The 12,859-nt window shown below is 62.2% G+C and carries 10 protein-coding genes; 7 read left to right on the plus strand and 3 right to left on the minus strand.

The window, feature by feature from the left end; all coding sequences use genetic code 11:
• Window positions 1–50: 50 nt before the first annotated feature.
• Together ACQK2L_RS16720 and ACQK2L_RS16725 are read right to left on the minus strand one after the other, a co-directional pair.
• Entirely contained in the window at window positions 51–1,520 is a 1,470-nt protein-coding gene (locus ACQK2L_RS16720; protein WP_425398169.1) for a DUF1501 domain-containing protein, read from the minus strand.
• On the minus strand, window positions 1,513–4,614 hold the full coding sequence (locus ACQK2L_RS16725) for a PSD1 and planctomycete cytochrome C domain-containing protein (protein ID WP_425398170.1): 3,102 nt from the start codon (window positions 4,612–4,614) through the stop codon (window positions 1,513–1,515). The genes ACQK2L_RS16720 and ACQK2L_RS16725 overlap by 8 nt, the downstream gene beginning before the upstream one ends.
• A gap of 70 nt (window positions 4,615–4,684) precedes the next feature.
• Between ACQK2L_RS16725 and ACQK2L_RS16730 the strand changes: the two genes are divergently transcribed.
• From ACQK2L_RS16730 to ACQK2L_RS16745, 4 genes are all read left to right on the plus strand, one after another.
• Window positions 4,685–5,437: a helix-turn-helix domain-containing protein gene (locus ACQK2L_RS16730; RefSeq protein WP_425398171.1), complete on the plus strand. Its 753-nt coding sequence runs from the start codon at window positions 4,685–4,687 to the stop codon at window positions 5,435–5,437.
• A gap of 139 nt (window positions 5,438–5,576) precedes the next feature.
• Window positions 5,577–6,467 carry an orotidine-5'-phosphate decarboxylase gene (pyrF, locus tag ACQK2L_RS16735; protein WP_425398172.1) on the plus strand — a complete coding sequence of 297 codons (891 nt, stop codon included), beginning with the start codon at window positions 5,577–5,579 and terminating at the stop codon, window positions 6,465–6,467.
• A 15-nt stretch (window positions 6,468–6,482) separates the two neighbouring features.
• Window positions 6,483–6,911, plus strand: a complete 429-nt coding sequence (locus ACQK2L_RS16740) for a GNAT family N-acetyltransferase (protein WP_425398173.1) — start codon at window positions 6,483–6,485, stop codon at window positions 6,909–6,911.
• 98 nt (window positions 6,912–7,009) lie between these two features.
• Entirely contained in the window at window positions 7,010–8,320 is a 1,311-nt protein-coding gene (locus tag ACQK2L_RS16745; RefSeq protein ID WP_425398174.1) for a 3-keto-disaccharide hydrolase, read from the plus strand.
• A 1-nt stretch (window position 8,321) separates the two neighbouring features.
• Here ACQK2L_RS16745 and ACQK2L_RS16750 read toward each other — a convergent pair whose 3' ends face one another.
• Entirely contained in the window at window positions 8,322–9,251 is a 930-nt protein-coding gene (locus tag ACQK2L_RS16750) for a cupin-like domain-containing protein (RefSeq protein WP_425398175.1), read from the minus strand.
• Between the two features lie 284 nt (window positions 9,252–9,535).
• On the opposite strand from ACQK2L_RS16750, the gene ACQK2L_RS16755 reads away from it, so the two are divergent.
• The 3 genes from ACQK2L_RS16755 to ACQK2L_RS16765 all read left to right on the plus strand — a co-directional run bounded on the left by ACQK2L_RS16755 (window position 9,536) and on the right by ACQK2L_RS16765 (window position 12,725).
• Window positions 9,536–10,531 carry an NAD-dependent epimerase/dehydratase family protein gene (locus tag ACQK2L_RS16755; RefSeq protein ID WP_425398176.1) on the plus strand — a complete coding sequence of 332 codons (996 nt, stop codon included), beginning with the start codon at window positions 9,536–9,538 and terminating at the stop codon, window positions 10,529–10,531.
• A 67-nt stretch (window positions 10,532–10,598) separates the two neighbouring features.
• Entirely contained in the window at window positions 10,599–11,522 is a 924-nt protein-coding gene (locus ACQK2L_RS16760; RefSeq protein WP_425398177.1) for a bile acid:sodium symporter family protein, read from the plus strand.
• Window positions 11,523–11,705: 183 nt separating this feature from the next.
• The gene (locus ACQK2L_RS16765; protein ID WP_425398178.1) at window positions 11,706–12,725 is read left to right on the plus strand and encodes a fasciclin domain-containing protein; all 1,020 of its coding nucleotides are present in this window, start codon (window positions 11,706–11,708) and stop codon (window positions 12,723–12,725) included.
• Window positions 12,726–12,859 lie beyond the last annotated feature (134 nt).

A 12,859-nucleotide genomic window follows, 5' to 3' on the forward strand; every position in this document is an offset into this window, starting at 1 on the left:
CGAGTCTGCATTAGAGAACGACGCGAGCTGCCGGGATCTTCGAAAACGCCTTAGGCCAAGACCTCTTTGACCACGCGACACGGTTCGACGCCGGTTAGTTTGTAGTCGAGGCCTTGGAAGCGGTAGGTGAAACGCTCGTGGTCGATGCCCAGCAGGTGCAGCACCGTGGCGTGGAGGTCGCGGACGTGCACGGGTTTCTCGGCCACGTTGAAGCTGAAGTCGTCAGTGGCACCGTAGCTCATGCCGGGTTGGACGCCGCCGCCGGCCATCCAGATGGTGAAACATCGCGGGTGGTGGTCGCGTCCAGCGTCGACACTTTTCCAATCGCCCTGCCCTGCTACGCCGCGTCCGAACTCGCCGCCCCAAATCACGAGCGTCTCGTCCAGCAGCCCGCGCTGCTTCAAGTCGGTCACCAGCGCGGCGCTCGCCTGGTCGGTGTCGCGGCAGCGGGCGACGCACCAACTGTTGAGCTGCGAGTGGTGGTCCCAATCGGGGTGGAACAGTTGCACGAACCGCACGCCGCGCTCGATCATCCGCCGCGCCATGATGCAGTTGGCCGCGTAGCTGCCTGGCCGGCGCGCGTCGGGTCCGTAGAGTTCGAAGGTCGACTCGGGCTCGGTGCTCAAGTCGGCTAGCTCCGGCACACTGGTTTGCATCCGCCACGCCATTTCGTACTGGCGGATGCGCGTGTCGATCTCCGGGTCGCTCGTTTCGTCGAGCCGCATCTTGTTCAGTTCCGAAAGACCGTCGAGCATCGACCGGCGAACACTGCGCGGCATGCCGTCGGGGTCCTGCAGGTAGAGCACCGGGTCGCGCTCGGCGCGGAGCTGCACGCCTTGGTACTGCGACGGCAGGAACCCGCTGCCCCAGTAGTAGTCGTACAGCGGCTGATCGCTGGGGCGGTTCATTTTCGAGATCAGCACCAGGTAGTCGGGCAGGTTGCGATTCGCGCTACCGAGTCCATAGCTGGTCCAAGCGCCCATCGAGGGCCGCCCGACGAGTTGGTGGCCGGTGAGGAACTTCGTCATCGCCGGGGCGTGGTTGATCTGGTCGGTGACCATCGATTTGATGAAGCACACGTCGTCGGCAATCGTCCGATGGTACGGCAGCCACTCGCCCAGCGTTGCGCCGCTCTGGCCGTAACGGCCGAATCGCGTCCGCGGCGGCATGATCAACTGCTTCTGGTTGGCGGTCATCGTGGTGACGCGTTGCCCCTGGCGCACGCTGTCGGGCAGCTCGACGCCGGCCCAATCGTGAAGGCCCGGCTTGTGATCGAACAGTTCGATTTGCGACGGGCCGCCACTCTGGGTGAGGAAGATCACGTTCTTCGCCCGCGGCGTGAAGTGCGGCAGATCGCCACGCCCAATCGAACCCGACGGGCTGCTGGCTGCGGCGACGTCTTCCAACAAGCCGAGCGACAGCGCGCCGAGGCTCAACCCGGCCGAACGACGCAGGAACGAGCGGCGAGCCAGTTGGCGTGCACCTTCGTTGGTGGTGATCGAGTGCCCCTGGTTATTCATGCGTGATCGCCTCATCTAGGTTGAGTACCAAACTGGCAAGCACCGTGTAGGCGGCCGTTTCGGGGAATTGCTCGTCGACCTTTCGCTCCGGTTGGCCAAAGTCGAGCAGCGCCCGGGCGTCCTGCGGAGACTTTTCGTACTCTGCGAGCCACGCTTCGAGCTGCGGCCGAAGTGCTGCCAGTTCGGCATCCGTTGCTTCCCGCGACAGGACACGGGCGAACAGCCACTGGATGCGCTGGTCTAACGAGCCCTGCTGCGAAACGATCTGCACGGCCAATGCCCTGGCGGCTTCGAGTTGGCTGAGGTCGTTCATCAGCGTCAAGGCGTGTAGTGGAGTGTTGGTCCTCCGCGGGCGGACTTCGCAGGTGCGCCGCGGCGCGACATCGAACAAATAGGTCGGCGTCGACGAGCGTCGCCAGAACGCGTACAGCGTGCGGCGGAACTGGATATCGCCCTGACTGGGCTCATAGACGAACCGCCCCTTGAACAACGCTTCCCACACACCGCGCGGCTGGTAGGGCATCATCGGCGGGCCGCCGAAGGTGTCGTCCAAGAGGCCGCTCGAAGCCAGCGCCGCGTCGCGGATCATCCAGCTCGGCAGACGGAACCGCGCGCCGCGGGCCAGTAGCTTGTTCTCTGGATCCTTCTCCAATAGTTCCGGCGTGAACTTGCTCGATTGCTGGTAAGTATCACTGGTGACGATCAGCTTGAGCACGTGTTTCACGTCCCAACCGCTCTCGACCAGTTCCACTGCCAGCCAATCCAGCAACTCCGGATGCATGGGCACCTCGCCCTGCAGACCAAAGTCCTCCGGCGTGCGAACCAGCCCCGTCCCGAAGCAAGTCTGCCACAGTTGATTGGCCACCACGCGGGCGGTGAGCGGGTTCTCGCGAGCGACGATCCAATTGGCCAGGTCGAGTCGCGACTTGGTCTGCTCGGCTGGCCACTCGAGCACCGCCGCTGGCACGCCGGCCTGGACCTTTTCACCATGCTGGTCCCACACGCCGCGCTCCAGGACGAAGGTGTCGCGTGGCTTCTTCAGCTCGCGCATCACCATCACTCTCAATTCGCCCGCTTGCGACTGGTACTGCTTGTGCTGCTTGCGAGCAGCGTCGGCCGCGCGCATCGCTTGTTGGTACGGTTCGTAGGTGGCCAGGAACTGCTGTCGGAGTTCGTTTCGCAACGCCTCCGGGACCTCGGCGGTCGATGCGGCGTTTAGCTCAGCAAGTTGTTCGAGCGGTGCGGGCTTGTCGACCGAAATGAACTGGGCTGGTAGATCGGTAACCGACAACCGAAAACGCCCGAGGTTGGCGCCGTACCTGTCGGAGCCGTGGCTGATGAGGATCACCAAGTGCTCGTCGTCCGCCAGTTGAATGGGCGCCGCCAGCCGCACGACCGCGGTGTGCGGCTGGTCGAGTTGTTTTTTTGGCACGGTCCAGCCGTTGCGTGGATCGTCGAAGAGCAGGTCGGCGACCCGCCCGTACGTTCGGCTCCCACTCTTTCCTTTTGGTAACGGAGCCTCGCTGTCGGCCATGGCCGTGGCGAATTCCGTGTCGCGGAACTGCACCTGCCCGTCGCGACCGACTTGCATTTTGAATGTAGTGACGACGAACTCGCCCGACTTGCCTCGTCCAACCCAATTCTTTGAACCGGCGGGATCGGGCAGCACTTCGAGTCGCACTCCGGTCACCGATCGAAGCGGCGAACGAACGACCACACGATAGTTGTCTTGATCGGGGTTCCGGCCGCTGGCCACGATGCTCATGTCGTCCGCCTGCGTGAGCTTGGCACCTCCATCGGAGTCCAATTCCACGGCTTCCAGCAGTGTCCAAGGCTCGAAGCCTGATTGCACGGCGATGAGTTGGTCTTCGAGCCACCGCTCGAAATGTGGCTCGGCCTGCTCGCGAACCGCGTGCTCAATGGCTGCGCGCCGCTTGGCGAGTTCTTCGGCCTTCGCCACAACATCTCCAGCGTAGGGCGAGTGGAGTTTCAGGTAGGGCCTCGCCTTGCCGCCGGCCTCACCGGTTTCGTTGATGGAGTTAAAGAATGCAGTAAGCTGGTAGTATTCCTGCTGCGAGATGGGATCGAACTTGTGCGAGTGGCATTGGCAGCAGCCGAGCGTCAGCCCCAGCCACACGGTGCCGGTGGTGTTGACGCGGTCGATCACGTAGTCGACGCGCGACTCTTCGGGATGGCGGCCGCCTTCGCCGTTCGTGGGGTGATTGCGATGAAAGCACGTGGCCAGCTTTTGCTCCTCGGTAGCGTTGGGCAACAGGTCGCCGGCAAGTTGTTCGATGGTGAATTGGTCGAACGGCTTGTTGGCATTGAACGAGTTCACCACCCAGTCGCGCCAGGGCCAGTTGGTGCGCACCGCGTCCTGTTGAAATCCATCGGTGTCGGAATAGCGCGCGGCGTCGAGCCACCACATGGCCATCCGCTCGCCGTAGCGGGGCGAAGCTAGCAGCTCGTCGACTAGTTGCGTGTAGGCAGCGCTCGCATCATCGGCAACAACCGACGCGACTTGCTCGGGCGTCGGGGGCAGTCCGGTAAGGTCGAACGACACGCGCCGCGCCAGCGTATGCGGCTCCGCCCGGGGCGATGGAGCAAGGCCAAGCTGCTGAAGCCTGCGGCGCACGAGTACGTCGATGGGATGCTCGTCGGTATCCCCAGTAGGTGGTCGCACCGGCGGCTCGAACGCCCAATGCTTACCCCACTTTGCTCCGCTGGCGATCCACTTTCGCAGGATCTCTCGCTCGTGCTTTTCTAGTGGCTTGCGATGCGAGTCGGCGGGCGGCATCACCAGCGACTCGTCGTCCGCCTCGATGCGCTGGATGATCTCGCTGGCGTCGGGGTCGCCAGGCACGATGGCTGCGTAGCCGCCCAGGTCTTCGGTGGCCGCCTCGCGCATGTCGAGACGCAGTCCGGCTTCCCGGTTCGCTTCGTCGGGGCCATGGCAGTGGAAGCAGCGGTCGGACAGGATCGGCAGCACGTCGCGACCAAAGCGAAGCGGCGGCTCTTCGGCAGCGGCGAGCGTGATCGTGGCCAGCACGGCCAGCAGCCAGGACCAGCTGCGGAGGGGGGTGGGATGGAGCATATGCATATCTTACTACCCGACTGGGGCAGATGTCTTGGACATCGAAATCGCAAAATGTTACATTTTGACCATGTCACGTCGTAGCCCCAAGTCGTTGCAGCAACAGTTCTTCGAGCGATATCCGCTCGCCGAATCGGTCATTGGCCTATTCGATCACCTGCCACAAGCGTACTTTTACGCCAAGGATCGCCAGGGTCGATTCATGAGAGTGAATCATCTGTTCCTGGAGAACCATGGACTGGACGACGAGTCGCAGGCGATCGGCAAAACCGATCTCGATTTCCATCCTCCGCTCATGGCCAAGGCCTACATGGACGAGGATCAGCGCGTGATGAAGAGCGGCAAGACACTGCCCGGCCAGGTGTGGCCCGTGCTGCATCGCCGGCGGTGGCCGCGGTGGTACGTGTCGACAAAGACCCCGCTGTTCGACACGTCGGGCAAGGTGATTGGCATCGCGGGCGCGATGTACCGCATCGAAGCGCCCGACGACCAAGCCGAATTCTTCCAGGAACTGGCGCCGGTCGTCCGCCACATCGACGAGCACTACGCCGACACCATCTCGATGGCCGACATGGCCGAGTTGGCCAATCTGAGTTCCACGCACTTCAACCGGCGGTTCAAGCAGTTGCTGCGAATGACACCCATGCAGTACCTGCGCACCGTGCGCGTGCAGGCAGTCCAGCGACTGCTGACCACCACGCAGCGAAGCATGGCCGACGTGGCCGCCCTCACGGGGTTTGCGGATCAGAGCCACTTGATACGCGTCTTTCGGCAAGTCACGGGGATGACTCCAGCAGCGTTTCGGAAGCGATTCCGAGAGTAAGGGTGAAACGAACGACCCTGGACATCGAGCGGCGATCGGGCGAAGATCGCTTGAGCTGTGAGTCCCCTCTCCCGGGCTCTCACACAGGGTGAGGGTCCGGGAGAGGGACGGTAGTTCCTCTAGCCTTACCTATACCGTCATGCCCTCCTTCTTTGATCGTCTCGCCACCGCGGTAAAGCAAAAACGAACTCCACTCGTTGTGGGGCTCGACCCGCGCTACGCATCGCTGCCCAAGAGTCTCCAACGCGGCGACGCGCTCGATGCCAGGGCGGCTGCGTTTCGTGAGTTTTCCATCGGATTGCTCGATGTGGTCGCGCCGCTCGTGCCGGCGGTGAAGCCGCAGGTGGCGTTCTTTGAGCAGCTGGGGTGGCGTGGCATGCAGGCGCTGGCCGATGTGGTGGAGCACGCCAAGAAGTTGGGCGTGTTGGTGATCGCCGACGCCAAACGGAACGACATCGGCTCCACGGCCGAAGGTTACGCCGACGGCTGGCTGGGCGAGCAATCGCCGTGGCGGGGCGACGCGCTGACGATCAGCCCCTACCTGGGCGACGACAGCCTCGAGCCGTTCGTCCGCACGGCCAAAGAGCGCAACGCCGGGCTGTTTGTGTTGGTCAAGACTTCCAACCCTGGTGGCAAGTTCCTGCAGGACCTGACCGCGGGCGAAAGAACGATCTATGGCACGGTCGGCGACCTGGTCGAGTCGCTCAGTCGCGATTTGGCCGGCGAGTGTGGCTACGGTGTCGCCGGCGCGGTGGTGGGGGCAACCTACCCCGAGCAACTCGCCGAGCTTCGCGCCCGGATGCCGCACACGTGGTTCCTGGTGCCCGGCTACGGCAGCCAAGGTGGCACCGCGGCCGATGTGGCCGGTGCGTTCGACTCTAGTGGTTTGGGAGCGGTAGTGAACAGCTCGCGGGCCATCATCTTCGCGCACGCGCGAGACGAGTTCGCAGGACTCGATTGGCAACAAGCAGTCGAAGCAGCCACCCAGCAGGCAATCGCCGACCTGGGCACGGCTTGCCCACTCGCGTGAAGGTAGCACGCTGGAATGGAAGTTCGCCCCATCCAATACGACACGCCGGAGTACCGCCAGGAACTCGAGCTGCGCAATCAGCTGCTTCGGTTGCCGCTGGGGTTGGACGTGTACACTGAAGACCTGCCGGCGGAGCGCGACCAGTTGCACTTTGGGCTGTTCGACGGCCAGTGGCTCGTGGCGTGTGCGATTGCCATTCTGAAAGACGACCAGCGTGCGAAGATTCGCCAGATGGCGGTCGACACGACGTTTCAGTCGCAAGGTCTAGGGCGAAAACTCCTCACCGCGGTGGAAGACGACCTGCGAGGTCGCGGCGTCGAGTCGCTGGAACTCGCTGCACGGGTCGAAGCAGTGGGCTTTTACGAAAGGCTCGGCTACCGCACGGTTGGCGAGCAGTTCGTCGAAGTCGGAATCCCGCACCGCCACATGGAAAAGTCGCTGTAAAGCGAACGCCGCGTGACTTGTGGGGCCGGGTGAATTAAACTCGGCAGCATCCTGCCGTTCCTCCGAACCACGACTCTGCCCTCCGGGACCCGCCTCCAATGCCAGCTTGCATCCTCCGCGTGACGTTCGTTGCCTGCTCTATCTGTCTTCCTGCTCTGGCTTTCGCCAGCGATATACCAGACGGATTCACTCCGCTATTTAACGGCGAGAACCTGGAGGGCTGGCATGGGATGCCTCACTTCGATCCCAAGCAGTGGGACGAGATGGACCAGGCCGAGCGCGAGAAGAAGCTGGCCGAGTGGAATGCCGATGCCGAGAAGCATTGGACCGTCGAAGACGGCGAACTGGTGAACGATGGGCATGGCGTGTTTCTGACGACCGACAAGCAGTATGGTGACATTGAACTAGTCGTCGACTACCAGACCGTGCCCCGCGCCGACAGCGGCATCTACCTGCGGGCAACGCCGCAGGTGCAGATTTGGGACTACACCGAACCAGCGAAGTTCAACCTCGGCAGCGATCTGGGCAGCGGCGGACTGTGGAACAACTCGCCAGGCGCTCGTGGTAAGGATCCCTTCGTGCTAGCCGACCGCCCGTTCGGCGAGTGGAACCGCTTCCGCATCCGACAGGTCGGCGCGCGGACCACGGTGTGGCTCAACGACATGCTGGTAGTCGACAACGCCACGATGGAGAACTTCTGGCGACGCGGCGAGCCGCTTCGCCGCTCGGGGCCCATTCAACTACAGACGCATGGCGGCGAAATTCGCTGGCGGAACATCGCGATGCGGGAGATTCCCGCCGACGAAGCCAACCAAGTCTTGAGCGACTACCACGCCCAGGCGTTCGAGCCGCTGTTCAATGGCCAGGATCTCAAAGGTTGGCACGGAGCGGTGGACCACTACGAAGTGACCGACGGCGTCATCCGCTGCAAGGAGGGACATGGCGGGCTGCTATTGGCCGAGCCCGAGCTACGCAACTTTGTCGCCCGGTTGGAATTCCGCCTGCCGCCCGGCGGCAACAACGGCCTGGCCATTCGCTCGCCCGGCAGCGGCAACGTAGCCTACAATGGCATGTGCGAACTGCAGGTGCTCGATAGCGAGCATCCCAAGTACGCCAACCTCGACGACCGCCAATACCACGGCTCCGCCTACGGAATGGTGGCTGCCAAGCGCGGCTATCTGCGTCCCACCGGCGAGTGGAACTTCCAAGAGGTCACCGTGGATGGCAGCCGCCTGAAGGTCGAACTCAACGGAACCGTGATCCTCGACGCTGACCTGAGCGAGGTGAAGGAGTTCATGGATAACAGCGAACATCCAGGCTTGTCGCGCGAAAGCGGCTTCTTCGGCTTCGCCGGGCATAACGATCCGGTCGAGTTCCGTAACGTCTCAGTGAAGCGGCTGGCCGACTAACTCAGTAATTCGCCACCCGAGCGTGCTCGGGGGCTGCTGCTTCGCTGATCGGCTTACCGCGCAGGTTCCGCAACAGGCGCTTGGTTCGGAGCAGCGCCTGCAGCTTCATGATGTGGGCGGGTAGCGCGATCGACCAGAGCGGCACGCGCGCCAGTTCCTTGCCGAACCGCGCCAGGCCAGCGGCTGTGGTGACGTTCTCGGTGAGCTTGTCGACCGCCGGTTTGCCCACGCCCGCGTAGGTGTGCAGCGTCTGCTTCGCACCGGCGGGAAGCATCGGGTCGAGCCGCGACTTCAGCCACATCATCTCCGCCTCGCGCGTCGCGGTGGGCGTTGGTACCGCATGGACGATTGGCATTAGCACCCAATTGACGTTGATGTTCATCTGGCCGTGCGACTCGACGTAGTGGTACCAGTACCGCGGTAGGAACAGCATGTCGCCCTCGTCGAGGTCGAACTCGTACACTCGCTTGCCGTCGAGTGAAGGTTGCTTCTTGATCACCGTGTGCGAAAACGGCGTGCAGGAGAACGGGGTCTCCGGCGCCACGATGGTCCACCGCTTCAGGCCCTTGAGCTGCAGATTGAATACGTGCAGCGAGTGCCCATCGTAATGCCATGGCGTGATGTGCCCGCCGGGGTTGAACCAGATGCGGACGCAATTCTCGCGCAGGAACGCCTCATCGGGATTCATCATCTCGTCGACGATCGCCGGTGTCGAGCAGATCGTATCCAACAGGTCGCGCCGCACGTCGTACCACAGCAGGCGTTGCGACGCCGTCTCGTCCTCCACGATGCGAGTGTTGAGCTTTTCGCAAACCTCCTCGGCCGTCGCCGGGGTCTGCACGGCGCCGGTAAGAACCACCGGCTGCTCGGCGTGATAAAACTCCTCCAGGAACCGTTCGCGATCCGTGGCAGCGATGCGTGGAATCATCATGCGCGACACCCCATTAAAGTGGAGCACTTAGTTAAGATTGGCCGATTAGGCTGGTTTTATTATAGTTGGTTCCGCGTTTGCGCCTTCTCCAAAATCAAGCGGCGGGCGGGGACCCGTTTTTTCCGCCTAAAAAGGCATGTAAACGCACCGCGTCGACGGTCGATACTCGGTACATCCACACACAGCGCGGTGTGCTGGTAAACATCGGCAAGCTACGGCGGATGGCTCCGCCCGGATAACTCAAATTCCCCAGTTTTCGCATTCCACAGCTTGAAGGTACTTGGATGTCCGACAAAAGGATGCTCGTCACTGGTTCAACTGGCATGGTTGGACGCCATGTTGTTCGTCGTGCGGTGGAGTGCGGTTACCGAATCAGAGCACTGGTGCAGCCAGGGCACGACACGACACCCATCGAGAACCTGGACTGCGAATTCATCACCGCCGACTTGACCAAGGCCGACACCGTGCCGCCGCTGGTCGAAGGGGTCGACGTCATCGTCCACACCGCCGGCATGGTGGGCGACTGGGGAGCGTTCGAAGAGTACAAGGCCATCAACCAGGATGCCGTGGAGACCCTGCTGAAGGCCGTGCACGAGCGCAATCCCTCGCTCGATCGCTTCGTGCACATCAGCTCGCTGGGCGTCTACCGCTGGGGCGATCACTTCGGTGAGGACGAAACCGTGCCGCCCGATTACGTGGGCTACGATGGCTACACGACGACCAAGGCTCAGGCCGAGTTGATTTGCCAGCGGTACATCGACGAACATAAACTGCCAGTGGTGATGATTCGCCCAGGTTTCATGTACGGCGAGGGCGATCGTCACGTGCTGCCGCGCGTGGTCGAGACATTGCAGGCGGGAACCATGATGATGATCGGCGATGGCTGTAAGGTGCTCGACAACCTGTACGTGGGCAACCTGGCCGATGCCGTGATGCTGGCGGTCGAGAAGCCCGAAGCGATTGGTCAGATTTACAACATCCGCGACGAGCGACTGGTGGATCGCAACGAGTACATCGGCACCGTGTGCGATGCGATCGGAGCTAGTATGCCTCGCCGAGTGCCCTGCTGGCTGGCGAAGAGAGCCATCAAACCGATGGCCGCCATCGCCCGCATGATTGGCAAGACCACTCCGCCGCGAGTGACCAAGCCGCGTTACAAGTTCATGGCGCTGAACCTCGAGTACTCGATCGAAAAAGCCAAACGCGAACTCGGCTACGTGCCGAAGGTCGACTTCAAGCAAGGAATACCCATCGCCTTGGAGCCGTACGCCAAGAAGTAAGCACGTGTTAACCAGACCGCGACCTCCCGCGACCTGTCGCCGGTAGAAGACGGAATTAGAATCTCTTATGCAATCGTTTCTCGACTTCTACCGCGAGCACTCGCAGTCGTTCTACAACGCGCAATTGGTGCTCGCGATGCTCGGCATGGGGGCCAATACCACCGTCGGCCAGTTTCGTGCGGTCTTTCGGCGGCCGGGCGATATTGCGATGGTGCTCGCGCTGCAATTTTTGCTCATGCCGATCTTTGCCGTGCTGCTGGCGCGGGTCATGCCGATCGATCCGACGATCGGCATAGGCCTGGTGCTGTTAGCGGCCCTGCCCAGCGGGACGCTGTCGAACATCATCACGTTTCTTGGGCGTGGCAACGTTCCGCTCTCTGTTACCGCCACCTGCGCGTCGACCTTGATCTGTCTGGTCGTCACGCCGATCGTGCTGGATCTGTTCGCCTCCAAAGCGCTGCCCGAGCACTTCACCATGCCGCGCGACAAAACGGTCTACAGCATCTTGGTGCTGCTGCTCATGCCACTGGCGGCCGGCATGGCGATTGGCCACTTTTGGCATCAGCAGCGGCATCACTTTGCCAAGCTGGCTGTGTGGGGAAGCACGATCGCCCTGGTGGGCGTGTGGGTGGGAGCGTTGGGTGGAGGGCAGATACAGATACTGCAGTACGGCTGGCGCACCCCCGGCGTGATCCTGCTATTCGTGGTCTCCGCACACATGATCACTTATGGGCTCTCGCAGTGGCTCCGCTACCCGCGGGCGGATGGCTTCACGCTAGGCGTCGAAGTCTCCATGCGCAACGGCAACCTCGGCCTCGCCTTGCTAGTCCCTCTGTTCGACGTGCTGACCCCCGAGAATGTGCACCACCAGGGGGCCCTCTACACCATGCTGTTCGGCGGCGGCGCTATGACTGTCTGGGGGCTTATCTGCGTCTCCCGTCGCCAACTCCGCTTCGCCCGCCAACGTCGCGCCGGCGAGGAAGAGATCTGATCCTGCGGATCGCCCCGCTTTTTTCTCGCACGTGGTTGCCACTATCGACCACGGTGCCTAAAGAACTACAGACGCAAGCAACGAACGCTTGTCGCAGAGTTCCGTCTGGCCAGACGTTTTGTACTGCCACTGCACAATTGCAGTCCCTCCGCACAGTATCCCTCGATCCAAGGAGTCTTGGTCATGTTCCCGAAGATGAAGTCCCATTTCGCGCTAGCCGCGCTCACAGGAGTGCTGCTGTTGCCCGCCGCAACGGTTCCTGCAGCCGATATTGTCGAAACCGCCGTAAGCGCCGGTCAATTCAATACGCTGGTAACCGCCGTGAAGGCGGCCGACCTTGTTGAAACCTTGCAGGGCGAAGGTCCCTTCACCGTGTTCGCTCCCACTGACGAAGCTTTCGCTGCTATTCCGAAAGAGACACTCGAAGCACTGCTGAAGCCAGAAGCGAAAAAGCAGCTGGCTGGCGTGTTGCTGTACCATGTGGTTCCTGGCAAGGTGACCAGCGACCAAGTAACCAAAGTCACCGGCGCCACGACCGCTAACGGTCAGCGTGTGGATGTGGCTGTGAAAGACGGCAAGGTGATGATCGACGGGGCGACCGTCGTGAAAACCGACATCCAGTGCGATAATGGAGTGATCCACGTCATCGACGCGGTCATCCTCCCGGAGTCGCGTTCACTTCCCGAAGTAGCCTCTGATGCCGAGGCCTTCTCGACGCTGCTGGCTGCTGCGAAAGCTGCTGGGTTGGTAGAAGCTCTTTCTGGCGACGACGAGTTGACCGTATTTGCTCCCACCGACGATGCCTTCGCCGCCCTGCCCGCCGACACCGTCAAAAGCCTGCTGAAGCCCGAAAACAAGGATAAGCTGAAGGCCATCCTCACCTACCACGTGGTGCCCGGACGGGTATACAGCACCGACGCTTTGAAGGCTGGCGATGCGAAGACGCTCCAAGGCGGCGAGGTGACCATCGCTGTCGAGGGTGAGTCGGCCATGGTTAACGACGCCAAGCTGCTCAAGACCGACATCGATGCGTCGAACGGCGTAATCCATGTGATTGACAAGGTGTTGCTCCCCTCGGACAACAACCAGCAGTCTTCCAGCAGCCATGCGTCCGACACTAAGCACGTCTCCGCGACCGCCTCGCCCTGCCCTGTGGCGGCCGCCCGTGCGAAGGCCGCAGCGTTGGCTCGCCATGGTGAATAGCACGCAGCGATAGACCGTTTGCTTCCCCCTGCGGGTCGGGCTGACGCAAGTGCGTCGGCCCGGCCTGTTTTTTGTTGCCGAATCCTTTAGGCTGCAAGTGTTGAGTGGCTCTTCTTTCCCCGCCCTGTAAAACG

Origin of the sequence: Aeoliella sp., from assembly GCF_965227375.1 — a bacterium.
Taxonomy (GTDB): domain Bacteria; phylum Planctomycetota; class Planctomycetia; order Pirellulales; family Lacipirellulaceae; genus Aeoliella.